The organism is Propionibacterium cyclohexanicum (assembly GCF_900111365.1).
In the GTDB taxonomy this organism is placed as follows: domain Bacteria; phylum Actinomycetota; class Actinomycetes; order Propionibacteriales; family Propionibacteriaceae; genus Propionibacterium; species Propionibacterium cyclohexanicum.
In genome coordinates this window covers 67,477-90,401 of the sequence record NZ_FOGZ01000004.1, presented here as the reverse complement: position 1 = coordinate 90,401, position 22,925 = coordinate 67,477, and the positions used below count along the sequence as shown (strand labels likewise).

At 65.3% G+C, this 22,925-nt stretch carries 21 protein-coding genes; 11 read left to right on the top strand and 10 right to left on the bottom strand.

Annotated elements, in window-relative coordinates; genetic code table 11:
* Window positions 1-5: 5 nt before the first annotated feature.
* A complete protein-coding gene (locus BMX93_RS03265; protein ID WP_091967860.1) occupies window positions 6-200 on the bottom strand; it encodes a DUF3046 domain-containing protein in 195 nt (64 codons plus the stop codon).
* Between the two features lie 259 nt (window positions 201-459).
* On the opposite strand from BMX93_RS03265, the gene recA reads away from it, so the two are divergent.
* Entirely contained in the window at window positions 460-1,506 is a 1,047-nt protein-coding gene (gene recA / locus BMX93_RS03260; protein WP_091967857.1) for a recombinase RecA, read from the top strand.
* Between the two features lie 68 nt (window positions 1,507-1,574).
* Window positions 1,575-2,144: a regulatory protein RecX gene (locus tag BMX93_RS03255; protein ID WP_091967854.1), complete on the top strand. Its 570-nt coding sequence runs from the start codon at window positions 1,575-1,577 to the stop codon at window positions 2,142-2,144.
* Window positions 2,145-2,161: 17 nt separating this feature from the next.
* Here the strand turns inward: BMX93_RS03255 and BMX93_RS03250 are convergent, their stop codons facing one another.
* The 4 genes from BMX93_RS03250 to BMX93_RS03235 all read right to left on the bottom strand — a co-directional run bounded on the left by BMX93_RS03250 (window position 2,162) and on the right by BMX93_RS03235 (window position 5,597).
* Window positions 2,162-3,031 (bottom strand): amino acid ABC transporter permease, encoded by an 870-nt coding sequence (locus tag BMX93_RS03250; RefSeq protein ID WP_091967852.1) that lies wholly within the window; start codon window positions 3,029-3,031, stop codon window positions 2,162-2,164.
* On the bottom strand, window positions 3,028-3,711 hold the full coding sequence (locus tag BMX93_RS03245; RefSeq protein WP_091967850.1) for an amino acid ABC transporter permease: 684 nt from the start codon (window positions 3,709-3,711) through the stop codon (window positions 3,028-3,030). The genes BMX93_RS03250 and BMX93_RS03245 overlap by 4 nt, the downstream gene beginning before the upstream one ends.
* Before the next feature lie 163 nt (window positions 3,712-3,874).
* Window positions 3,875-4,744, bottom strand: a complete 870-nt coding sequence (locus BMX93_RS03240) for a glutamate ABC transporter substrate-binding protein (RefSeq protein ID WP_091967847.1) — start codon at window positions 4,742-4,744, stop codon at window positions 3,875-3,877.
* 64 nt (window positions 4,745-4,808) lie between these two features.
* Window positions 4,809-5,597, bottom strand: coding sequence for an amino acid ABC transporter ATP-binding protein (locus tag BMX93_RS03235; RefSeq protein WP_091967844.1), 789 nt, complete (start codon window positions 5,595-5,597; stop codon window positions 4,809-4,811).
* 159 nt (window positions 5,598-5,756) lie between these two features.
* Between BMX93_RS03235 and miaB the strand changes: the two genes are divergently transcribed.
* From miaB to BMX93_RS03210, 5 genes are read left to right on the top strand one after another with little or no spacing between them, the layout of a single operon-like run.
* Window positions 5,757-7,271: a tRNA (N6-isopentenyl adenosine(37)-C2)-methylthiotransferase MiaB gene (gene miaB / locus BMX93_RS03230; protein WP_425438740.1), complete on the top strand. Its 1,515-nt coding sequence runs from the start codon at window positions 5,757-5,759 to the stop codon at window positions 7,269-7,271.
* Window positions 7,268-8,212 (top strand): tRNA (adenosine(37)-N6)-dimethylallyltransferase MiaA, encoded by a 945-nt coding sequence (miaA, locus tag BMX93_RS03225; RefSeq protein WP_091967837.1) that lies wholly within the window; start codon window positions 7,268-7,270, stop codon window positions 8,210-8,212. The genes miaB and miaA overlap by 4 nt, the downstream gene beginning before the upstream one ends.
* Window positions 8,213-8,244: 32 nt before the next feature.
* Entirely contained in the window at window positions 8,245-9,078 is an 834-nt protein-coding gene (dapF, locus tag BMX93_RS03220) for a diaminopimelate epimerase (protein ID WP_091968040.1), read from the top strand.
* Window positions 9,079-9,122: 44 nt separating this feature from the next.
* Window positions 9,123-10,604, top strand: coding sequence for a GTPase HflX (gene hflX, locus BMX93_RS03215; protein WP_091968036.1), 1,482 nt, complete (start codon window positions 9,123-9,125; stop codon window positions 10,602-10,604).
* Window positions 10,601-12,700 (top strand): ATP-dependent DNA helicase, encoded by a 2,100-nt coding sequence (locus tag BMX93_RS03210; RefSeq protein WP_091967834.1) that lies wholly within the window; start codon window positions 10,601-10,603, stop codon window positions 12,698-12,700. Before hflX ends, BMX93_RS03210 begins: the two co-directional genes overlap by 4 nt.
* Window positions 12,701-12,718: 18 nt before the next feature.
* Here the strand turns inward: BMX93_RS03210 and ulaG are convergent, their stop codons facing one another.
* The 4 genes from ulaG to BMX93_RS03190 are packed head-to-tail and all read right to left on the bottom strand — an operon-like array spanning window position 12,719 to window position 15,949.
* Entirely contained in the window at window positions 12,719-13,792 is a 1,074-nt protein-coding gene (gene ulaG / locus BMX93_RS03205) for an L-ascorbate 6-phosphate lactonase (RefSeq protein ID WP_091967831.1), read from the bottom strand.
* Between the two features lie 60 nt (window positions 13,793-13,852).
* Window positions 13,853-14,140: a PTS sugar transporter subunit IIB gene (locus BMX93_RS03200; RefSeq protein ID WP_091967829.1), complete on the bottom strand. Its 288-nt coding sequence runs from the start codon at window positions 14,138-14,140 to the stop codon at window positions 13,853-13,855.
* A 48-nt stretch (window positions 14,141-14,188) separates the two neighbouring features.
* Window positions 14,189-15,493 (bottom strand): PTS transporter subunit IIC, encoded by a 1,305-nt coding sequence (locus BMX93_RS03195; protein WP_091967827.1) that lies wholly within the window; start codon window positions 15,491-15,493, stop codon window positions 14,189-14,191.
* 3 nt (window positions 15,494-15,496) lie between these two features.
* The gene (locus BMX93_RS03190; protein WP_091967824.1) at window positions 15,497-15,949 is read right to left on the bottom strand and encodes a PTS sugar transporter subunit IIA; all 453 of its coding nucleotides are present in this window, start codon (window positions 15,947-15,949) and stop codon (window positions 15,497-15,499) included.
* 180 nt (window positions 15,950-16,129) lie between these two features.
* On the opposite strand from BMX93_RS03190, the gene BMX93_RS03185 reads away from it, so the two are divergent.
* Window positions 16,130-16,975 carry a MurR/RpiR family transcriptional regulator gene (locus BMX93_RS03185; protein WP_218139203.1) on the top strand — a complete coding sequence of 282 codons (846 nt, stop codon included), beginning with the start codon at window positions 16,130-16,132 and terminating at the stop codon, window positions 16,973-16,975.
* Window positions 16,976-17,167: 192 nt separating this feature from the next.
* Here the strand turns inward: BMX93_RS03185 and lexA are convergent, their stop codons facing one another.
* Window positions 17,168-18,013 (bottom strand): transcriptional repressor LexA, encoded by an 846-nt coding sequence (gene lexA / locus BMX93_RS03180; protein ID WP_091967821.1) that lies wholly within the window; start codon window positions 18,011-18,013, stop codon window positions 17,168-17,170.
* 370 nt (window positions 18,014-18,383) lie between these two features.
* On the opposite strand from lexA, the gene BMX93_RS12665 reads away from it, so the two are divergent.
* The 3 genes from BMX93_RS12665 to BMX93_RS03165 all read left to right on the top strand — a co-directional run bounded on the left by BMX93_RS12665 (window position 18,384) and on the right by BMX93_RS03165 (window position 22,906).
* Entirely contained in the window at window positions 18,384-19,064 is a 681-nt protein-coding gene (locus tag BMX93_RS12665; protein WP_143052798.1) for a hypothetical protein, read from the top strand.
* Between the two features lie 322 nt (window positions 19,065-19,386).
* The gene (gene nrdR, locus BMX93_RS03170; protein WP_091968030.1) at window positions 19,387-19,881 is read left to right on the top strand and encodes a transcriptional regulator NrdR; all 495 of its coding nucleotides are present in this window, start codon (window positions 19,387-19,389) and stop codon (window positions 19,879-19,881) included.
* 145 nt (window positions 19,882-20,026) lie between these two features.
* Window positions 20,027-22,906, top strand: a complete 2,880-nt coding sequence (locus BMX93_RS03165) for a vitamin B12-dependent ribonucleotide reductase (RefSeq protein WP_091967815.1) — start codon at window positions 20,027-20,029, stop codon at window positions 22,904-22,906.
* Window positions 22,907-22,925: the final 19 nt, after the last annotated feature.

Sequence of the window (22,925 nt, the reverse complement as noted above, 5' to 3'; positions counted from 1 at the left end):
CTCGCTCAGCGGTCATGGGCCGGCAGCTCGAGGAAGTGCCATACGCCCAGCCAGATGGTCTTGAAGGCCACCTTCGCCTCGATCGCCTCTTTGACCGTGCGGTTGCCGAGTTCGCCGAGCACCACCTGGTCGGCCCACACCCGCGCATAGTCCTCTCCCAGCTGCTCGGTCATCCTGCGCCAGAACTCGGTTTCACGCACCAGCCCAGGCTAGTTGGCGCCAGGCTGGTTGACACCCGGCAAGTTGGCGGCGGGCCGGTCCTTCCCCGCGAGGATGGCTGGGGCACACAGACGGCCTGAGCACTCGGTTCTGTTCGAACGCGTGTTCGTATAGACTTGTGTGCGGTGATGGTTCGTCCACAGGTGCGCGCAGGATGAAGAATCGTCGGACCTCGCCCATACAGTCGAAGCGTCGGATGAACACAGTCGGTCCTGAGCCGACGCGAGGAAAGGACACGACATGGCAGTGGCAGACCGTGAGAAGGCCCTGACGGCGGCTCTTGCTCAGATCGAGAAGGCGCATGGCAAGGGCGCAGTGATGCGCCTGGGGGATCAGGCATTCGTCAAGATCGCGAGCATTCCCACCGGCTCCGTGGCACTCGACATCGCGCTGGGCATCGGGGGCCTGCCTCGTGGGCGGATCGTGGAGATCTACGGACCCGAATCCAGCGGCAAGACCACTGTCGCCCTGCACGCCATCGCCAGTGCCCAGGCGCAGGGGGGAATCTGCGCCTTCATCGACGCTGAGCATGCCCTCGATCCCACCTACGCCCACGCGCTGGGAGTCGACACCGATGCCCTCCTGGTGAGCCAGCCCGACAATGGCGAGCAGGCCCTGGAGATCGCCGACACCCTCGTGAGGTCGGGCGCCCTGGAACTGCTGGTCATCGACTCGGTCGCCGCGTTGACCCCCAGAGCCGAGATCGAGGGTGAGATGGGTGACAATCATGTGGGCCTGCAGGCACGGCTGATGAGCCAGGCGCTGCGCAAGATGACAGGCGCGCTGCAGAATGCCAACACCACCGCCATCTTCATCAACCAGCTGCGCGAGAAGATCGGCGTGATGTTCGGCTCGCCGGAAACCACCACAGGCGGCCGGGCATTGAAGTTCTACTCATCGGTGCGCCTCGACGTTCGCCGTATCGAGTCGCTCAAAGACGGCAGCGATGTCGTGGGAAACCGCACGAGGGTGAAGGTGGTGAAGAACAAGGTCGCGCCGCCCTTCAAGCAGGCGGAGTTCGACATTCTCTACGGCAAGGGCATCAGCCGTGAGGGCAGCATCCTCGACATGGGTGTCGATGCCGGCATCATCCGAAAGGCCGGTGCCTGGTTCACCTATGGTGAGGACCAGCTTGGACAGGGCCGTGAGAACGCCCGCGGTTTCCTCATCTCCCATCCCGAGGTGGCCAACGAGATCGAGAACAAGATCCGGATCGCCTTGGGGCTGGTGGATGACCCGGATGTGCCTGACGACGTGGATCCCGCGACCGGCGAGGTGCTGCTCTGATTCGCGCATCGAGACGAAGCCCACGAACTCGCGATGGTGGCCCGGCTCGCTCCCGGCCGGACGAGAGCGTGCCCGGGCGAATCGGAAGCACACCGGCGCACGTACCCCCGGACGCGGGCGGAGGCGATCTGGAGCCCGATCCTGTCGAGATCGCTCGGGAGATGGCACTGCGCCGACTTGAGATGCGCGACTACTCCCGAGCCGAGCTGGCCGCATATCTGGTGCGCCGCGGCGCCGAACCCGAGGTGGTCGATCAGGTGCTCACGCGGCTGGAGTCGGTCGGATTGGTCGATGACGCCCGTTTCGCCCGCTCCTGGGTGGATTCGCGCCGTCGCACCAAGCAGCTCTCGCAACGGGCACTTGCCCAGGAACTGCGGGCCAAAAAGGTCGATGCCGAAGTGATCGAGTCCGCGTTGGCCCGCGACGATGAGGTCGATGGCGAGGGGGAACGCCAGCTGGCCCTCCAGGCATGCCGCGCCAGGGCCTCGCGAGTGCACGGCCTTGAGCACGAGGTGGCATTCCGGCGGTTGGCGGGCGCCTTGGCACGTAAGGGCTTCGAGACCTCGACCGTGGTATCGGTGGTCACGCAGGTGCTCGAGGAGCTGGGCGGGGGCCGCGAGGGCAACGACGATTTCTGAGCCAGCGTGGCCCGGCTTCAGCTGATCTCCACCTCGTCGAGCGGTGCACCGGGCCCCACGATCCTCGCGGGGGCAATCCGGCGGCTGCGCAGGCGCGCCTCCAGCATGTGCGCCAAGCGGGTGAGCGACCAATTGAGGATGTAGAAGATGACGGCAACGATGAGGAATCCCACCACCAGGTTGCCGTAGACCGCATCGATGTACTGGGCGGCGCGCAGCAGCTCCGGGTAGGTGATCATATAGCCCAGCGCCGTGTCCTTGAGAATGATGACGAGTTGGCTGACCAGCGACGGGAGCATGGCTGAGATGGCCTGCGGCAATTGGATGGATCGCAGGACCTGGGAGTGTGTCAGGCCAATGGCCTGACCGGCCTCGAGCTGGCCGGCCGGCAGACCGTGGACTCCGGCTCGGACCAGCTCAGCCATGACGCAGGAGTTGTACACCGTCAAGCCGGTGACGACGCCCATCAGGGACAGGACATCCCCGCTGAACAGCCCGGTCGACAGGTACGCGTAGTACGAGAAGACCATCATCATGAGCACAGGCACGCTGCGGAAGAACTCCACGACGAGTCCGCAGAGCCAGGAGATCGCCTTGACATGAGAAAGCCGTCCCATGCCCAGCAGCAGGCCGATTGCTGAGGAGGCCAGCACCGAGATGACCGCCGCCCGCAGGGTGGCCAGCAGGCCCGGCAGCAGATAGGCGGTCCATGTGGTGGCATCCGCGAACGGCTGCCACTTGCGCGGAGCCAACTGTTCGCGCAGCCCCCAGACGAGACCTGCCAGGAGCGCGAGGATGAGGGCGCCGCCGACCACCCCGATGATCCGGTTGCGCCGGCGGGTGCGTGGACCGGGGACATCGAACAGGACGGACTGACCCTCGCTCATCGGGTGACCGCCAGCTTCGTGGACAGCCGGGTGAAGAAGACATTGAGCGGCAAGGTCAAGATGACGAATCCGGCCGCCATGATGAAGAAGATCGCGTAGAGCGCATCGGAGCGGAACTCGATCATATTGGCCATCTGGTAGCTCGCTTCCGCTACGCCGATTGTGGCGAGCACCGTAGTGTTCTTGACCAGCGAGTTCGCCGTGGTGCCCAAGGGGGAGATCGCGCCGCGCAGGGCCTGGGGAAGAACCACGGAGGTGAGGGTCTGGCCGAAGGTGAGGCCGATCGCGCGGGCCGCCTCGGCCTGTCCCAAAGGAACTGTATTGATACCCGAGCGGATTGCCTCCGCGACGAAACCGCTGTGATAGACCGCTATGGCCACCACTCCCCACAAGAAGGCCTCGGTGCTGTTGCGCGATCCCGGGGGTGCCAGGTGGATACCCAGGAGCAGGAACATGGCGAAGAAGGCGAAGAAGACCACGAGGGTGAGCGGCAGATTCACGCACAGGCTCACGTAGGCCTTGGCGAACAGTTGGAAGACGCCGATCGGGCTGACCCTCATCACCGCCACGACAGTGCCCAGGACAAGTGCTCCGAGCATGCCGAGCAGGGAGATCTTGATCGTCATCCAGAAGGCCTCGAGGATGTGGAACTGCCGCATCAGGTCGAGCAAATCGTTCATCTGATCACTTTCTTGTCCATGTCCGCGCCCATCGTCGGCAACCTCCCCGAGGGCCCCCATTCACGAGGCGGACAGCCTCCACAGGGGGCGGCCGCACAGCCATCAGGGAGGTGCAGCCGGGGCCGCGGGGGACATCGGTTCCCCCTCGCGGCCCCGGTGGGGCTCAATTGCCGCAGTTCGCGGCAGGTGTCGGCGGGTTGGTCGACGTGTCGACCGTGAAGCCACCCTTGCCGAGGTTCTCGTCGACGGACTTCTGCCACTCGCCCGAGCTGATCATCGTGGAGATGGCCTCGGTGAGCGTGGTGCAGGTGGCGGTGTCGCCCTTCTTCAGGCCGATACCGTACTTCTCGGTCGTGAAGGGCTTGTTCACGAGCTTGAGTTTGCCCTGGTATTGGCTCTGGGCGGCATAGCCGGCCAGGATCACATTGTCGGTGGTCAGCGCATCGATCTGTCCGCCGGCGAGGGCCTGGACGCACTTGGAGTAGGAGTCCATCTCCTGCAGGTCAACTCCGGTGGCGTACTTGGTCTTGATGGTCTGTGCCGAGGTGGAGCCGGTCACCGAGCACAGCTTCTTGCCATTGAGCGAGTCGGGGCCGGTGATCGAGTTGTCGTCGCTGCGCACCAGGAGGTCCTGGCCCGCGATGAAGTAGGGTCCGGCGAAGTCGACCCGCTGCTTGCGAGAGTCGGTGATCGAATAGGTTCCGACCACGAACTTCACCTGACCTGACTCGATCATCGTCTCGCGCTGTGCCGAGACGGCCTCCTTGAAGTCGATCTGGCTCGGCTGGTAGCCCATCTTGGCGGCGACATAGCGGGCCACGTCGGCGTCGAAGCCCTTGAGGTCATTGCCGACCTTGAGGCTGGTTCCCGGCTGGTCGAGTTTCACGCCGATCGCGATCCTGCCCTGGGCGGACCCGGTGGCGTCCGAGGATCCGGACGTGCCGCTGCACGCTGACATCGACGAGACGAGCACGAACGCCAGTGCTGCGCCGGCCGCTGCCCGGGCGGTGGCTGCCGTGAAGTGGTGGAACATCGTGCACTTCCTTTCTGGTGGGGGGTGACGGCCAGGTGACCTGGGATGGTCGGCCGCACGCAGATCAATGGGTGAGCAGTTTGGACAGGAAGTCCTTCGCCCGCTCGGTTCGCGGATGGTCGAAGAAGCTGTCGGGATCGTTCTCCTCGACGATGTGGCCGTCGGACATGAAGACCACCCGATCGGCGGCGTGACGGGCGAAGCCCATCTCGTGGGTCACCACGATCATCGTCATGCCTGCCTTGACCAGGTCGTTCATGACGTCGAGGACCTCGTTGACCATCTCGGGATCCAACGCGGAGGTGGGCTCGTCGAAAAGCAGGACCTTCGGATCCATCGCGAGCGCTCGCGCGATCGCCACGCGCTGTTGCTGTCCACCGGACAGCTGGGCCGGCAACTTGTGTGCCTGGTCCTCGACGCCAACCCGGCGCAACAGGGCCATGCCCTTCTCCTCGGCCTGCGTCTTCGACATGCCCCGCACCTTGATCGGCCCGAGCGTGACGTTCTCCAGCGCCGACTTGTGAGCGAAGAGGTTGAAGCTCTGGAAGACCATCCCCACCTCGGCACGGAGCTGGGCCAGCGCCTTGCCCTCCTCGGGCAGCAGCTGGCCGCCCACCCGGATTTCACCGGAATTGATGGCCTCGAGGCGGTTGATCGTGCGGCACAGGGTTGACTTGCCCGAGCCCGAGGGGCCGAGGATCACGACCACCTCACCAGAGCGCACCGTGAGGTCGATGTCGAACAGCACCTGCTTGTCACCGAACGACTTGTTGACCTTCTTGAGCTCGACGATCGGCTCGGCGGTGGCGCCATGGTGCTGGGGAATCGAGGGTTTGTCCTGGAGCTGGGCCATGGCCGAAGATTAGCGGCCAACGAATGCGGTAATGAGTTTGATCACAAGCTGTAACAGGTTTGTAATGGACCGTCTGGGCGCTATCCTGATCGGCCTGGTCATCCCCCGAATGCCGCGTCTGGAAGAGAACCGGGGATGCGGCACTAGCATGGAGGGGCCATGCCGACTACTCAGCCTACAGCGATGCACCTCGAGCGCGAGCCGCGCACCTACCACGTCGTGACCTACGGCTGCCAGATGAATGTGCACGACTCGGAGCGGATCGGCGGGCTGTTGGAGACAGCCGGCTACCGGCGGGCACCCGAGCCCGCCGATGGCGGATTCTCCGACGCCGATGTCGTGGTCTTCAACACCTGCGCCGTGCGCGAGAACGCCGACAACCGGCTGTACGGGAACCTGGGGCACATGGCCTCCGTCAAGCAGCAACACCCGGGCATGCAGATAGCGGTAGGCGGGTGCATGGCCCAGAAGGATCGCGAGACGGTGCTCAGCCGGGCTCCCTGGGTCGATGTGGTCTTCGGTACCAACAATCTTGGCTCCCTGCCCTTGCTGCTCGAACGCGCCCGAATGCGCCAGGAGAGCCAGGTGGAGATCGCCGAAGCACTTCAGGTGTTCCCCTCCGACCTGCCCACCCACCGGGAATCCCCCTATTCGGCCTGGGTCTCGATCAGTGTCGGCTGCAACAACACCTGCACCTTCTGCATCGTTCCCTCGTTACGGGGCAAGGAGACGGATCGGCGTCCAGGCGAGATCCTCGACGAGGTGAGGATGCTCGTCGACGAGGGCGTTCAGGAGATCACCCTGCTGGGGCAGAATGTGAACAGCTACGGCGCGCAGTTCGGTGACCGGGCGGCGTTCGCGAAGCTCCTGCGTGCCTGCGGCCGCATCGACGGCCTGGAGCGGCTGCGCTTCACCAGCCCGCATCCCGCCGCCTTCACCGATGATGTCATCGACGCGATGGCACAGACTCCTGCGGTGATGCACCACCTACACATGCCTCTGCAATCGGGCTCGGACCGGGTGCTTCACGCGATGCGGCGCAGCTACCGGTCCCAGCGCTTCCTCGGGATCCTCGAGCGGGTGCGGGCTGCGATGCCCGATGCTGCCATCAGCACCGACATCATCGTCGGTTTCCCGGGGGAGACCGAGGACGACTTCCGGGCAACTCTCGACGTCGTCGAGCAGGCCCGGTTCGCCAATGCCTTCACCTTCCAGTACTCCATCCGCCCGGGTACTCCGGCTGGCGAGATGGACCATCAGGTGCCGCGCGAGGTGGTCCAGGAACGCTACGAGCGCCTCGTTGCCGTCCAGGAGGCGATCTCCTGGCGCGAAAACCAGTCACTCGTCGGCTCGCGCGTCGAGGTGATGTTCGGCTCAGAGGCCGGGCGCAAGGACGGGCAGCTCGAGCGGTTGTCGGGGCGGGCCCGTGACAACCGGCTCGTGCACGTCGCGGCGCCTTCGATCCGCGAGGAGATGCCACGGCCAGGTGACATCGCCGAGGTGGAGATCACCTACGGCGCCCCCCATCATCTGGTCGCCGACGCGCCACTGCACGGGTTGCGGCGCACCAGGGGAGGGGACGCCTGGGCTGCTCGACAGGCTGGCACCGGTGCGGACGCTGGCCACGACGAGCGGGTGGGGCTGGGAATGCCGTCCATCCCGTCCCGGCAGTGAAGCCTGGCTCAGCGCCGCCGCTGGCGGTGATCATCGGCCCGACGGCCTCTGGGAAGTCCTCCCTGGCCGTCCGGCTGGCCTTGCGGCTGGCCGGCCTCGGACTCCCGGCTGAGATAGTGAATGCCGACTCGATGGCCCTCTACCGGGGTATGGACATCGGCACGGCCAAGCCGAGCGCCAGGGAACAGGCCATGGTGCCTCATCACCTCGTCGATGTCCTCGACATCCGCGAGAGCTCCACGGTGGCGAACTTCCAGGTCTTGGCGCGCCGGACCATCGAGGTGCTGCGGGCGCGCGGCGTCGCACCGATCCTCGTGGGGGGCTCTTCGCTGTACACCAGGGCCGTCATCGATGACTTCCGGTTTCCTGGCACCGATCCTGCGGTACGCAAACGCTGGGAGGCTCAGCTGGATCGCCTCGGCGCCGAGGCGCTCCATGAGGTGCTCGCCGAGCGGGACCCCGCAGCGGCGGCGAAGATCCTTCCCGGCAACGCCCGTCGAGTGGTGCGCGCCCTGGAGGTCCTCGACCTCACGGGCCACTTCGAGGTAGGCCTTCCTGAGCCTCGCTATCTGCTGGCCGACGTGCATCAGTTCGGTTTGGAGCTGGACCGGGTGACCATGGACCGGCGCATCGACGAGCGCGTTCACGCCATGTTCGACGCGGGGCTGGTCGAGGAGGTGCGCACGCTGGTGCGGCAGGGCTTGCGCCAGGGCGTCACGGCATCTCGGGCACTGGGTTACCGCCAGGTGCTTGCCATGCTGGACGGTGCGCTGAGCGAGGAGCAGGCCATCGCCAAGACGATCGAACAGACCAGACGCTTCTCCCGCAGACAGCTCTCCTGGTTCCGCCGCGACCCGCGGATTCGCTGGCTGCCGGCCCTCGCGCCTGGACTTGAGGAGCACATCGCCGAGCTCCTGGTGCACGACAAGGCTTCCGAATAGCCGGTCGCGGCGGCAGTGGAAGAATGACTGCCATGCGATCGTGGGGATTCTCCAAGGGCCATGGCACCTCGAATGACTTCGTCCTGCTCAAGGACCGGACGAACTCCACGCCGCTGTGCGCCGAGGATGTCCGCTTCCTGTGCGACCGGCATCGCGGGATCGGCGCGGACGGGGTGATCCGGGCCGTCAAGGCCGAGTTCCTGCCCGAATGGCATGGTGACCCCAGCCTTTGGTTCATGGACTACCGCAATGCCGATGGCTCGATCGCCCAGATGTGCGGCAATGGGCTACGGGTCTTCGCGAGATATCTGCTCGACGAGGACTATGTGAACGAGAAGGACATCCAGGTGGCGACCCGGGCCGGCACGAAGTCGGTGAGGGAGCTCAACGACGGACGCTTCCGGGCCGACCTTGGTCCCCTGGAGGTCAGTGAGCCCAGGACTGCGGTTCGCCTGGCCGCAGCGCACTACGAGGCGGTTCATGTCGACGTCGGCAATCCGCATGCGGTGGTCTTCCTCGACTCTGCCGCCGAGCTCGACGCGTTGGATCTCACTGGCCTGCCACAGTTCGACTCGGATGCCTATCCCGAAGGGGCGAACCTCGAATTCGTCTGGGCCCAGGAGCCCCGCGCCCTGCGGATGCGTGTCCACGAACGGGGCTCGGGCGAGACCCTTTCGTGCGGTACCGGAGTGGTGGCCAGCGCCGCAGCGCAGCTGGGCCGGCTCGGTGAGTCGGGCCGGGTCGATGTGACAGTGCCCGGAGGCGAGCTCAGCGTGGACATCGACGGGTCCCACGCCTTCCTCACCGGGCCGGCTGTCATCGTTGCCACCGGCACCGTCTACCTGCCCGATCTGCCAAGACCTTGAGTGCCCTTGGGGGTCCAGGCGCGATGTGCCAGGCTGGGGGGACGATGAACGATTCCCATGATGCTCACGAACCCGAGCCGCAGGCCCAGTGGTTCGCCGATGAACCCGCCGGCTCGCTGGGTGACCAGCAGCCGGACAACGCCCGATTCGACGGGCACGACGACGGGGACCAGCTGGACCTGGAGGACAGGGCTGCCCTCACCCGGGTGCCGGGCATGTCCACGGAGCTTCAGGACGAGAGCGAGGTCGAGTACCGACAGCTGCGCCTGGAACGCGTCGTCCTGATTTCGGTGTGGACCCATGGCAGCCAGGCCGATGCGCTCAATGCGATGGCGGAACTCAAGGCGCTCGCCGAGACTGCCGGCTCCCAGGTGCTCGATGGCCTCATCCAGCGCCGTTCCAGGCCCGAGGCCGCCACCTATCTCGGCAGCGGCAAGGTGGCGGAGCTCCGTGAGGTGGTGCTGGCAACCGGTGCCGACACCGTCATCGCCGATGGCGAACTGACTCCTGCCCAGCTGAGGAACCTGGAGGACCAGGTCAAGGTCAAGGTTGTCGATCGCACCGCGCTCATCCTCGACATCTTCGCCCAGCACGCTCGCAGCCTGGAGGGCAAGGCGCAGGTGGAGCTGGCCCAGCTCAACTACATGAAGCAGCGCTTGCGTGGCTGGGGCGAGAGCCTGTCTCGTCAGGTCGGCGGACGGGCCGCCGGTGGCGTGGGTATCGGTGGCCGAGGCCCCGGTGAGACCCGCATCGAGACCGACCGGCGCCGGATCAACACCAGGATCGCAATACTGCGCAAGAGATTGCGAGCCATGGAGGCCACCCGCCAGGTGCAGCGGGGCGACCGCCGTCGCAGCAGGGTGCCCTCGGTGGCCCTGGTGGGTTATACCAACGCGGGGAAGAGTTCACTGCTCAACCGGCTCACCGGGGCAGGGGTGCTTGTCGAGGACGCGCTCTTCGCCACCCTGGACCCGACCACTCGGCGTTGCCGGACCGCCGATGGGCGGGTCTACACCCTCACCGATACGGTGGGCTTCGTGCGGCACCTGCCCACCGATCTTGTCGAGGCCTTCCGCTCCACCCTGGAGGAGTCGGTCCAGGCCGACCTGCTGGTGCATGTGGTCGACGGTTCGGACCCCGACCCACAGGGGCAGATCGATGCCGTGCGGGGCGTCCTCGAGTCGATCGGCGCGGCTGGACGGCCCGAGCTGCTGGCCGTCAACAAGATCGATCAAGCCCAACCCGAGGTGCTGGCCGCATTGCGCAATGCGGGGGACCGGGTGGTACTGGTCAGTGCGCGATCGGGCGATGGGCTCGGTGAGCTACGTGCCGCGATCGAGGACGGGCTGCCGTCCCCCCAGGAGTCCATCGACGTCGTCATTCCCTGGGGAAGGGGCGATCTGGTCGACAGGGTGCACCGCAACGGCCAGATCAGTGTGGACGAGTATGTGGCTGAAGGCACACACCTCGTCGCCCAGGTGCACCCCGATCTGGCGGGGGAACTGCGCCAGTTCGCCCGGGCATGAGCGCCAGGACCGATACGGTTACCGCCCCATCCGCCGCGAAGGACGACGATGGCATCGGCCGGCACCGCGAGGTGCTCGCCGCGGCGATCGAGGCGATCGGCGGTGCGCCGCGCGAGGGCCAGGAGAAGATGGCCGACGCAGTGGCCCACGCCCTCGAGGGCCGATGCCATCTGCTCGTACAGGCGGGCACCGGCACCGGAAAGTCGCTGGGCTATCTGGCGCCCGCACTCGTCCACGCGCAGCGCAGCGGGCATGCGGTGGTGGTGGCGACCGCAACGCTGGCCTTGCAGGCCCAGCTGGCCACCAAGGACATCCCCGCGGCGGCAGCCGCCGTCGCGGCGGTGACAGGGCGTGAACCGGTTGCCGCGATCGTGAAGGGCAGGCGCAACTACGCCTGCCTGCTGCGGGCCCTCGAGGGTGGCGCTGAGGAGCAGGAGGCGCTGATCGGGGGTGAGGAGATCAATGAGGCGGCGCATGCTGCTGCCGATCCCGATACGGCACTGGGAGCCGAGGTGATCGCGCTGCGCGAGTGGATCGGGCACGAGCGGGCCGAGCACGGTCTTGCCGACCGGGACGACGCACCCCGGCACTCGGCCCGGGCCTGGGCCCAGGTGAGCATCAGCTCGCGCGAATGCCTGGGCTCACGCTGCCCGTTCTACGACGAGTGCTTCACCGAGCAGTCGAGGGCCAGGGCCCGTCAGGCCGATGTGATCGTCACCAACCACGCTCTCTTCGCGATCGATGCCCTCAACCAGCGAGGTGTCATCCCCGAACACGACGCGGTGATCATCGACGAGGCTCACGAGCTGACCGCCCGGGTGACCGGAGCCGCCAGTCAGGAACTGAGTCCCCAGCGCATCGAGAGAGCAGCGCGCCGGTCCGCCCCATGGCTGAACGACCAGGTGAGCACGGATCTGATCGAGGCCGCCGATTCGCTGCTCGGTGCCCTGGCCCTGGGGGATCTGGGCAGGGTGACCAGTCCTCAGGCGACAACGGTGCTGGCCCTCGCCAGACTGCGAGAGCTGTCCCGCTCGGCGCTGAGCGCACTGACCCAAAGGGGCCCCAAGGCCGAGGTGGACACCGAGCGCGCCCAGGCTCAGGCCGGGATGCAGGAGGTCTTCGAGAGCTGCGAGCGGATGGCGGCACTCGCGGACACCGATGTGGTGTGGGTCAGCGAGAGCAGGTTCGCCGGGCGCCAGCTCAACGTGGCGCCTCTGTCGGTGGCTGGGCTGCTGCGCCATGCGATTCTCTCGCGAGCAGTGACAGTCCTCACCTCGGCGACGCTGGCCATCGGCGGGTCGTTCGAGGCGATGGCCGGTCAGGTGGGTCTGCGATCGGCGGATCGGGTCGAGTCCGTCGCGCACATCGGGTCTGCCGGGCCGCGTGAGGGCGCAGAGGCGCCGGACGAACCCGAGGACATCTCCAACTGGCGCGGAATCGATGTCGGGTCCCCCTTCGATTACGCACATCAGGCCATTCTCTATATCGCCTCCGCAGCGCCCAGGCCGGCCCGCGAGGGCATGGCCCAGGAGGTCCTCAACCAGATCGCGCAGCTGATCTGGGCAGCACACGGCCGGACCCTGGGCCTGTTCTCCTCCCAGCGCAATGCGGAGCTGGCGGCGCGCCACGTCCGCGCCGAGCTGCCTTCGCTGCCCCTGCTGTGCCAGGGGGAGATGCAACTGCCGGAGCTGACTCGGCGGTTCACTGCCGACCCAGCCACCAGCCTGTTCGGCACGATGTCGTTGTGGCAGGGCATCGACGTGCCGGGGGAGTCGTGCCAACTCGTCATCATCGATCGGATTCCGTTCCCGCGCCCCGACGATCCGCTGAGCCAGGCGCGTCAGCAGGCGGTCAACGGTGCAGGAGGCAACGGATTCATGCGGATAGCCGCATCGCACGCCGCTCTCCTGCTCGCCCAAGGTGCCGGACGTCTGATCCGCAGCAGTGCTGATCGGGGGGTGGTGGCGGTGCTGGATCCCCGGCTGGTCACGGCTCGCTACGGCCCCTATCTCCAAGCCTCTTTGCCGCCCTTCTGGAGGACAAGCTCCCTGGACGTTGCGGTCAACGCGTTGCGGCGATTGGGCGGACACCGCTGAGCATCGTGGCAGCTGAGCTCAGAACATTTCCGGGTAGGGCGTGTTCGTCGGCTCGCTGAATCGGTCGGTGAATCCCCGGGGATAGAGGTACTCGATGCGAGCCCGGTCTGCGGGCCAGTCGAAATGACCCCCAGGAAGCCAGCTGAAGGGGTGGAAGCGGTAGTCGAAGCGGTCTCGGCGAAGACGCCACAGATAGCTCACCTCGGCCGGGTCGGCGCGCATCGTGGTCCAGGCGTCCCAGTGCAGCGGGATGACCACCTTCGTGCCGAGGGCCTCTGCAGCGCGCAGAATGTCGGACGAGGTCATCTTGTCCTGCACGCCCACCGGGTTCTCGCCATAGGCGAGCAGCGCAATGTCGATCGGAAAGCGATCTCCCTGTTCGGCGAATCTCACGGAGTAGTGGGAGTCGCCAGCGTGGTAGACCGAGCCCGCGGGAGTGCGCAGCAGATAGCTGACTGCCCGTTCGGCCATTGCCGGGAGATGGTCGTCATCTGGCAGTTCCATCCCCACTGGATCGGTGATGAGTGCCGTGCGGTCGAAGGATTCCAGGACGTCCACCGTGACATCGCCGATCGTCAGCGAATCGCCGGGATGGACGACCACGATCCTGTCGCGCGGCACTCCCCACGCGAGCCATTGGTTGGCGACCGATTGGGGGCCGACGAAGGGGATCGGGGAGGCCACGTTCTGCACGATCGCGGCGGCGACATGACGGTCGAGGTGGTCGTGATGGAAGTGGGTGACCAGCAGTGCATCGAGGTCGTGGATCGCAAAGGGGTTAAGGGTCATTGGTTGGGTGCGCAGATTCGGCTGGGGTGCCTTGCTGCCGAGCTGGCGGCGCCACTGGTGCCGAGGGGGGTTTTCGGGAGTGAGGTGGCTGCGCTTTCCGGTGCCGCACCATAGGTCCACCGCCACTCCCGTGCCGGCGGAGGTCTTGAGCCAGATCCCCATGTTCCCGATCCACCACATGGCCAGGTGCCCTGGCGCCACGCGGCTGGACTCGATCTCTTCGTTGAGCCAGCTGCCCCATTCCGGGAAAACCTCGCGGCGCCAGCTGTCCTCACTCACCGCAAAGATGTCATCGTCACTCATTGTTAACCTGCCTTGTTTGTGTGCGCCCCATGGATTCCCGATGATCTGGATGGTCCATGCTCAACGATCGCGCAGGGCATCGACCCGGGGCAGGAGCTGCTCTCTGATCTCGTTGACGTCGACGAAATTGTTGAGTACCAAGGTCTTGTCCGTTATGGATTCCGGGAACTGGTCGAACAGTTCATGAGTGGTGACGTATAGATCGGCATCGACACTGGTGACGCTGCCGAGATCGACTGTCTCGACGTCGATGTCTTCTTCTCCGCGTTGGGCGAGGATTTGCTCCATGTTCATCTTTGCGATGACACTGGAACCCACGCCGAAACCGCACACTGCGACGATCTTCATATCAAACTCCTTCTCGTTTCACCATGCTTGATTTACAATTCTTCCTGCTCAGAATCCAAACACCAGCCTGATTCCCTTGAGCAGGTACATGAGCGGCGTCCACACCAGCGCGTAGTCGATGTTCGACCAGGTGAGTCCACTGCCGAATGCCGGACCCGTGAGCGGGTACAACGCAATGACGGCGGTCGAGGAAATCACTGCGGTCACGAAACCAGCAATGAGGGCGCCACGCCATCCACCGGCTTTGTTCCCGAAGACCCCCATGACATTGCCATCGAAGTACATGATGATCGGCGATGGGAAAACAATCACCGGTGAATGCAAGGCGATCGTGAGTATTGTCACCATGATGGCGCCCACCGTGGAGCCGAGGAAGCCGAACATGCCACCCATCGGGGAGAACGGGAAGAACGTCGGCGCATCCAGGGCAGGTACCGCGCCCGGCAGGAATTTGTCGGAGATTCCCTTGAAGGCGGGCACGATGGATCCGATGAACATGCGCACGCCGGACAACAGGATGACGATTCCGGCGGTGAACTGCCAGCCTTGCAGGATCAGCCACAGGATCCAGTTCGTGGTTCCGGACAGCGTCGAGATGCCATCGCGGCCGACTGCGATCCCGATTCCCAGGAAGATGATCGGCATGAGGAGGAACAACACGATGGTGCTGTCGCGGAACATCGAAGCCCACTTGGGCAGTTTCAGGTGGTCGGCGTCCTGGTTCGGGTCATTGCTTCCACACCACGTGCCGAGATAGTGGGCGAGGATGGCTCCCACTTGGTCCATGAATCCCAGAGTCTGCACGTCTTTCGTCCACGATCTCGCGAGCTTTCGGGTTATCGCCGGAGAGAAAGTGAAATAGACGGCGTTGAAAATCGTACCCAGGATGATCGTCACCACGCTATTGGCATGCAGGACGTGAGGCAGCGTGACGGCCATGAATGCCGCATGGTACAGCATGAGGTGGGCCGTGAGATAGACATTCTTGGTGTCTTTCCAGGGGGAAACCCGCACGAGGACCAGATGAAGCAGGAAGGCCAGCAAGAAGATCAGCACGGCATCGCGTATCGGGGTGGCGAATTGTAGTACGACACCGAAGACTGCATCGTTTGTCGGCAAGACTCCTTGTACGCCAAGGGACTTATTGAGTTCCTGGACGACCGGAGATATCGCATTGATGAGGATTCCTGCGCCTGCGGACAACACGAGTAGCCCGACAATGGTCTTCACGACACCGTCGATGACCTGGGGTAGTTTCTTGCGCTGTAGGAGCAGCCCGAGCAAGGCCACCAGACCCAAGAAGATGACTTGATTGCTGAGCAGCTGGAAGACGAGGAAGTGGAGAATTCCCATGTTTCATCCCTTGTTGATGCGGTCGACGACCTCGTCGATGTCCGCGGGAGTGGAGGCGCCCCGCAGCAGGGCGAGATTGTCCTTGCTGCCGAGGAAGGTGGCCAGGTGGTGCAGCGCATTGATGTGCGAGCTGGCGTCCACGGCCGCCAGGATGACGACGATGTCCACAGGATCATTGGACTGCGAGCCGAACTCGACGGGCATGGTCAATGTGGAGAGGCTGAATCCGGTGTGCAGGACACTGCGATCCGGACGAGCATGGCCGAGCGCGATGCCCGGTGCAATGACGATGTAGGGGCCGAGCGTCTCGACGGCCTGGATCATGTTGTCGACATAGGTCTCGGTGATGTTCCCCGCATTGAGGAGGGGAACTGCGCCCCGCCGTAGCGCGTCTCGCCAGTCGCCTGCGGCGACACCCAGCTGCACGAAACGGGGGGTCAGAGCCTCTTTGCTCATCTGAAGGCCATCCTTCTAAAAGTTTCATACAGTGAACGGTCACTGACACTGTAACGTTCTTACAGAGGAGGATAGCGTGCGTCTGCCTACTTGGCAACCGGCCAGAGGTGACAGTGTTGGCCGACGAGTGCGGACGTCGACGCGGAGGATAGCTATCGTCATGACACACGGGAGGGCGCAGTGAACACGACGACGAGTGCACGGATCGCACAGCTCATGCCGAGCATGGGTGCCACCAGCAGACGAGTGGCGCAGTTCTTCCTCGACAATCCCGATCGGGTGCTGGAATGCACGGTCGAGCAGCTCGCTGGTGAGATCGGCGTCTCCACGGCCACCGTTTCGCGGTTCTCGAAGGTGCTGGGTTACGGCTCCTATTCCCAGATGAGGCTCGGACTGTCGAGTCAGCTCACCCGCGCGGACGACCCTCGCGGCGAGGTCGAGGATTCCGATTCGGCTCTGCAAAGTGCCCGCAAGACGCTGGAGACCAATATCGAGGCACTCCGAGGAACGGCGGACTTCATCGACGGCACCGACGTGGATCATGCTGTCCAGCTGATCAGTGACTCGCAAACCCTCGGGATTTTCGGGCTGGGCAGTTCCAATGTCGTTGCCCAGTATGCGTACCACATGCTCTTGAGATTGCCACTGCGGTTGGTCCAGCCCGGCGACTATCACATGCAGCTCATGGCCGCCGCCAAGTTGAGCCCCGGCGATGTCGGCCTGATTATCTCGCACACCGGAAACGATGCGGACATCAATCTGCTGGCCGAGCAGTTGCGCGAGCACGGGGTGCCTACGATCGCGATCACCAGCTATCCCAATTCGCCGCTCGCCCACCTAGCTGAGGTCCGTTTCTCGTCGCTGTCCGAGGACACCAGGTACCGGGCGGAGGCGCTCGTTTCGGTGACCTCCCAGATAGGCCTCGTGGACGTCCTGTTCACCGAGCTGAGTCGGCGCTATGGGGCAGCGGCGGACGCCGAACTGCTCAAGGTGCGCGCAGCCGTGGCTTCGAAGCATGTCCCCTGAGCTGAGCCTGCAGCCCCGCGCAGCAATGGGATTGCCAACGGGCAGGTCCGGGGGTGAATTGGGCTGGCGCAAGCGCGATGGTCTCGCCCGCTCAGTGCGGTGCCGCTGGCGGCTGCCCTGGTGCCTGTCGGGAGGCTCCCGTGCCGGGTTGATCGGGCTTCGCCGCGTGTAGGCCGGCAACGAGCCGCGGCATCAGACCCGTCGTAGGACGGCAACAACCTTGCCGAGGATGGTGGCCCGGTCGCCATCGATCGGCTCGTAGGCGCTGTTGTGCGGCAGCAAGCGAAGATGACCGTTGACGCGCCGGAACTCCTTGACGGTGGCCTCATCGTCGAGGAGGGCAGCGACGAAGTCACCGTTCTCGGCGGTGGGCTGCTGGCGGATCACCACATAATCGCCGTTGCAGATCGCAGCGTCGATCATCGAGTCGCCGCGGACCTCGAGCATGAAGACCGTTCCGCTGCCCACGAGCTCGCGAGGCAGTGGCATGACCTCCTCCACCTGTTCGGTGGCCAGGATCGGGGCGCCCGCTGCGATCCGACCGAGCACCGGCACATTGACCGCGTTCGGGAACGCATCGCCGATGTCCGTCACGTCGACCGGGGACCCGGACGAGGTGGCATCGGCCATGGATCGCACCTCGAGGGCGCGGGGACGCTTGGGATCGCGGCGCAGGAAGCCTTTGGCCTCCAGGACCTTCAATTGGTGGGAAACGCTCGAGGGGCTCGTGAGACCGACCGCGTCGCACATCTCGCGAATGCTCGGCGGGTAACCGCGGGACTCGACACTCATCTGGATGAATTCGAGGATGCGACGCTGACGCGGGCTGAGCTCCTCCTCGCGCGGGCCCGCAGCGCAATGAGCCGGAGCGTGGGGTGCTGCGTCGCGCCGGCGCTGGGCCGCACGCAGTTCGGCATCGACACGAGCTGAGCTCGGCCTACCCGCTCGCCGCGGGACACCGGCGTGCACCGCGGTTGCCGTCTCGGGGTCGGCGCTCGGCGTCTGTGCCGGATGAGGCCGCGCGGTGTGGGATGCCATGACAGCAGGATATCGGTCAGCGCCGATGAATCAAACGGTTGTTCGATCCGGGGCGGAATCCCGCGAGGAGGTCCGGATTCTGTCAGTGGTGGCTGTTTTCGTTGTTCCCATGCGGATCTCGCACCAGAGGGCTGTGCCGAGCGAGTCGGCCGCCCCCGGGCCCGGGGGCCCAGGGGCGGGGTGCTCCAGTGCCCGCTCGAGACTGGGGGCGCCGCGCGGGCGGGCGTCGAATCGGACCAGAGAGCCGAATCCACTGGACGAACCGAACAAGTGTCCTATTATGAACTCGAACATACGTTCGAAGGCATCGCTGGCACCGCGCATTCGGTCGAGAGCGAGAGCCTTGGCGCACGCGGGTCAGGAGGCCAGCATGAGCACCACGAAGTGCAGGAGTGCGATGCGCGCTCAAGGGGGACGGGGCCTGGCAGCCCCCAGCACCCGAGGGTCGAGGTCCCAGCAGCTCAGCGCCCAGGGGTCCAGCGCCCAGGCACCCAGCATCCAAGGGCCCAGCATCCAAGGGCCCAGCATCCAAGGGCGTTGCGCCCAGGGACACCTCGCCGCGGCCCGCTGCGACTCGCGTGGTCCCCGGGCCAGGCCGAATCAGCCGAAGAACCCGGGTTCACCTCAGCGCCCTGCTGGTCCGAGCCTTGTGCGCATCGACCTGTGGGGCAGCCCCGCAGCGGTGCCGGCAGGAACCGCCGCGGCGGAAATGGCGAGCTTCGTGGTGCCAACGGACGATCTGCCCACATCCGGTGGGCCGATGGCCGGTACACCGCGCGGGACGCTGCCAGCGGGGAGCCGGGTCCCGGCTTCGGCGTCGCGGACCCGGGCTGTGCCCTCGTCGGGCTCGGGGTGGTATCTGACCACCCGCGGCCTGGCCGTCGTCATGGCATTCTTCGCTGCCTGCATGGCGGTGGGCGTCGCCGCGGTCGTGTACAGCCTTGTCGGGATCGGCGATACCGGGCAGCAGTCGCCCCAGCCGGCCGCCGTCGCCGCGCCCGGGCCATCGGGCTCATGGACGGCGGATGATGCGCAGGTCAGCCAGTCCTGAGATCCTCTCCTGCTCTGCGAACCGGCCCTGCCCGATGCCAGGGCGGACCGGGGCAGCACTGACCGGGACGGGACTGACCGGGGCGTGCGTACCGGCGGAGCGGGGGCTCGGATGGGGGGGCATCGTTGTCCGCCGGGATTCCCGGTATGGTTCTCGGGCGGTGTAGTGTTACTACATGTAGTGGTTGCACGGGTTCGGGAAACCCACAAGTTGTGCTTATCCGTAGTGGCGTGCATCCACAGCTATCCACAGCACAGCCGAGTTGTCCCCAGGGGCTGTGCGTTTCGGCTGGGTATTCGTCCCGGGTGAGGAGCTGATCGGCATGCACTGCCCCTACTGTCATTACAGCGACTCGAAGGTGCTCGATTCGCGGGTGGCCGAGGATGGCGCGAGCATTCGCCGGCGTCGCCAGTGTCCCCAGTGCGAGCGCCGCTTCACGACCATCGAGCAGATGCAGCTGGTCGTCGTGAAGAAGTCCGGAGTGGTCGAACCGTTCAGCCGGGACAAGGTGATTGCCGGGGTTCGCAAGGCGTGCAAGGGGCGCCCTGTCAGCGAGGCCCAGCTGGCCCGGCTTGGCCAGACCGTCGAGGACAGCCTGCGGGCCAGCGGTGTCGCGGAGGTTCCTACCGAGTCGGTGGGCATCGCGATCCTCAAGCCGCTCAGCCAGCTCGACCCGGTCGCCTATCTGCGTTTCGCGAGCGTCTACCAGCACTTCCAGTCAGTCGACGATTTCGTCGACGAGATTGCCCGGCTTCGCTCGGACGGGATCATCCCCGAGCACGAGTCCGCCTCGTCCACCACGCCCGGCACGCCCTGATCCACGGTGGCGTCCCCTGAGGTCGAGGGGCCGCCCACCATTGCGCCCTCGGCGTCGTGCGCCGACACCGGACGCCACATCCATCGATCATTTCCGCACCAAAGCCACCGGCGATCGCCGGACAGCAGCACATAGAGAGGTCACGATGACACAGACGACGACTGAGACCCGTCGAGCGAGCAGGAAACCGAGCGGGCTCGCCGTGCAGCGCGTCTTCACCACGCCCGGTGTGCATCCCTATGACGAGGTCACCTGGGAGCGCCGCGATGTGGTGCAGACCAATTGGAAGACCGGCGAGGTGGTCTTCGAGCAGAAGAACGTGGAGTTCCCCGACTTCTGGAGCGTCAACGCCTCGACGATCGTCACCACCAAGTACTTCCGTGGCGCAGCGGGCACCGACAAGCGCGAGAGCAGCCTCAAGCAGCTCATCGACCGGGTGGTGTCGACCTATGTCAAGGCCGGCCTGGACAACGGCTACTTCGCCGGCAAGCCGGACGCCGAGATCTTCGGGGCAGAGCTCACCTGGATGCTCGTCCACCAGTACTTCAGCTTCAACTCGCCAGTCTGGTTCAATGTCGGCACCGCGAGCCCCCAGCAGGTGAGTGCCTGTTTCATCCTGTCGGTGGATGACTCGATGGAGTCGATCCTCAACTGGTACAAGGAAGAGGGGATGATCTTCAAGGGCGGCTCGGGTGCCGGCATCAACCTCTCCCGGATCCGTTCCTCGAAGGAGTTGCTGCGCTCCAGCGGCGGCACTGCCTCCGGCCCGGTGAGTTTCATGCGGGGCGCCGATGCCTCGGCCGGCACCATCAAGTCCGGTGGTGCCACCCGCCGCGCCGCGAAGATGGTGGTCCTCGACGTCGACCATCCCGATATCGAGGAGTTCATCGAGACCAAGGCGCGCGAGGAGGATAAGATCCGCGCGCTGCGCGACGCCGGCTTCGACATGGACCTCGGCGGGCGCGACATCACCTCGGTGCAGTATCAGAACGCGAACAACTCAGTGCGGGTCTCCGATGCCTTCATGCGCGCCGTGGAGATGGGGGAGAGCTTCGATCTGCATGCCCGGACCACCGGGGAGGTCGTCGAAACCGTCGATGCCCGCACGTTGTTCGACAAGATGGCACGTGCCGCCTGGGAATGTGCCGATCCGGGAATCCAGTACGACGACACGATCAACTCGTGGCACACCACTCCGGCGTCCGGCCGGATCATGGCATCGAACCCCTGCAGTGAGTACATGAGCCTGGACAACAGCTCGTGCAATCTGGCGAGCCTGAACCTCCTCAAGTTCCTGCGCGAGGACGACACCTTCGATACGGAGCGTTTCGTCAAGGCCGTCGAACTCATCATCACTGCCATGGACATCTCGATCTGCTTCGCGGATTTCCCCACCGAAGCGATCGGCCGGACGACCCGCGATTATCGCCAGCTTGGTATCGGATACGCCAATTTGGGCGCTCTGCTCATGGCACTCGGCAAGGGCTATGACTCCGACGGTGGACGTGTGCTCGCTGCCGCGATCACCTCGCTCATGACTGCCACCGCCTACCGGCGCAGCGCGGAGCTCGCCGGGGTCGTCGGCCCCTACAGCGGCTACGCGCCCAATGCCGAGGCCCATCAGCAGGTGATTCTCAAGCACCAGGCGGCCAATGACGAGGTCGAGACCATCAGCGAGGTCGACCGGCAGGTGCACAGTGCGGCCGCCGTCCAGTGGAGCGAGGCGGTCTCCGCAGGGCGAAAGAATGGCTTCCGCAATGCGCAGGCCTCGGTCCTTGCCCCCACCGGCACGATCGGCTTCATGATGGACTGCGACACGACGGGTATCGAGCCGGACTTCTCGCTCGTCAAGTTCAAGAAGCTCGTCGGTGGCGGCTCGATGCAGATCGTCAACCACACCGTCTCGCGGGCCCTGAAGAATCTTGGCTATGACAAGGACACCGCCGAAGCAGTGGTGGCCTATATCGCGCAGAACGGCAATGTCGTGGATGCCCCGGGGCTGCGTCCCGAGCACTACGAGGTCTTCGACACCGCCATGGGTGTTCGCGCCATCCCGGCCATGGGCCATGTCCGGATGATGGCTGCCGTCCAGCCCTTCCTGTCGGGCGCCATCTCCAAGACCGTCAATCTCCCGTCCGAGGCGAGTGTCGAGGACATCGCCGATGTCTACATGCAGGGCTGGAAGCTCGGGCTCAAGGCCGTGGCCGTCTACCGTGACAACTGCAAGGTCGGACAGCCGCTGAGCTCGGGTTCGGAGGGCAAGGACGACAACGCCACGTCCGAGTCGGGGCAGGCCAAGCCGCAGGTGCGCGTCGAGTACCGGCCCCGTCGCCGCAGGCTCCCCAAGAGCCGTGCCGCCCGGACGACGAGCTTCTCGGTGGCCGGCGCCGAGGGCTACATGACCACGGGCTCCTACGATTCCGGCAAGCTCGGCGAGATCTTCCTCAAGCTGGGCAAGCAGGGATCTACGCTCGCTGGAGTGATGGACGCCTTCTCCATCGCCGTGTCGATCGGCCTGCAGTACGGTGTTCCGCTGGAGAGCTTCGTGCAGAAGTTCACCAATCTGAAGTTCGAGCCCGCCGGGCTGACCGACGATCCGGACATCCGCATTGCCCAGTCGATCCTCGATTACGTTTTCCGCCGCCTGGCGCTCGACCATCTCGATTTCGACGAGCGCGCCGAACTGGGCATCTACACCGCCGACGAGCGCACCCACTATGTGGAGACCGGCTCGTACCTCTCAGAGGAGGACGAGGCGGCGATGATCGAGAGCGAGGCACTGAAGAACGATGCGGCCGACGACATCAAGGTTGACGGGCCCGGACCTCGCCAGCCCAGCCTCATCGATGTGGACGCCATCAGCCAGGCCCCGCTTCATGCCCCGCACACGACGACCGAGGTGATGGAGCAGCTGACTGGTGAGTCCTTCGATGCGCCGTTGTGCATGACCTGCGGCACCAAGATGCGCCCCAGCGGCTCGTGCTATATCTGCGAAGGATGCGGGTCCACCAGCGGCTGCAGCTGATCCGAGCTGCCTGCGGGCA

Excerpts from the sequence above, each read along its gene's own strand:
- recA (WP_091967857.1), top strand. The coding sequence starts at position 460 with ATGGCAGTGGCAGACCGTGAGAAGGCCCTGACGGCGGCTCTTGCTCAG.
- BMX93_RS03250 (WP_091967852.1), bottom strand. The coding sequence starts at position 3,031 with ATGAGCGAGGGTCAGTCCGTCCTGTTCGATGTCCCCGGTCCACGCACC.
- BMX93_RS03245 (WP_091967850.1), bottom strand. The coding sequence starts at position 3,711 with ATGAACGATTTGCTCGACCTGATGCGGCAGTTCCACATCCTCGAGGCC.
- BMX93_RS03240 (WP_091967847.1), bottom strand. The coding sequence starts at position 4,744 with ATGTTCCACCACTTCACGGCAGCCACCGCCCGGGCAGCGGCCGGCGCA.
- BMX93_RS03235 (WP_091967844.1), bottom strand. The coding sequence starts at position 5,597 with ATGGCCCAGCTCCAGGACAAACCCTCGATTCCCCAGCACCATGGCGCC.
- miaB (WP_425438740.1), top strand. The coding sequence starts at position 5,757 with ATGCCGACTACTCAGCCTACAGCGATGCACCTCGAGCGCGAGCCGCGC.
- dapF (WP_091968040.1), top strand. The coding sequence starts at position 8,245 with ATGCGATCGTGGGGATTCTCCAAGGGCCATGGCACCTCGAATGACTTC.
- hflX (WP_091968036.1), top strand. The coding sequence starts at position 9,123 with ATGAACGATTCCCATGATGCTCACGAACCCGAGCCGCAGGCCCAGTGG.
- BMX93_RS03210 (WP_091967834.1), top strand. The coding sequence starts at position 10,601 with ATGAGCGCCAGGACCGATACGGTTACCGCCCCATCCGCCGCGAAGGAC.
- ulaG (WP_091967831.1), bottom strand. The coding sequence starts at position 13,792 with ATGAGTGACGATGACATCTTTGCGGTGAGTGAGGACAGCTGGCGCCGC.
- BMX93_RS03200 (WP_091967829.1), bottom strand. The coding sequence starts at position 14,140 with ATGAAGATCGTCGCAGTGTGCGGTTTCGGCGTGGGTTCCAGTGTCATC.
- BMX93_RS03195 (WP_091967827.1), bottom strand. The coding sequence starts at position 15,493 with ATGGGAATTCTCCACTTCCTCGTCTTCCAGCTGCTCAGCAATCAAGTC.
- BMX93_RS03190 (WP_091967824.1), bottom strand. The coding sequence starts at position 15,949 with ATGAGCAAAGAGGCTCTGACCCCCCGTTTCGTGCAGCTGGGTGTCGCC.
- lexA (WP_091967821.1), bottom strand. The coding sequence starts at position 18,013 with ATGGCATCCCACACCGCGCGGCCTCATCCGGCACAGACGCCGAGCGCC.
- BMX93_RS12665 (WP_143052798.1), top strand. The coding sequence starts at position 18,384 with ATGAGCACCACGAAGTGCAGGAGTGCGATGCGCGCTCAAGGGGGACGG.
- nrdR (WP_091968030.1), top strand. The coding sequence starts at position 19,387 with ATGCACTGCCCCTACTGTCATTACAGCGACTCGAAGGTGCTCGATTCG.
- BMX93_RS03165 (WP_091967815.1), top strand. The coding sequence starts at position 20,027 with ATGACACAGACGACGACTGAGACCCGTCGAGCGAGCAGGAAACCGAGC.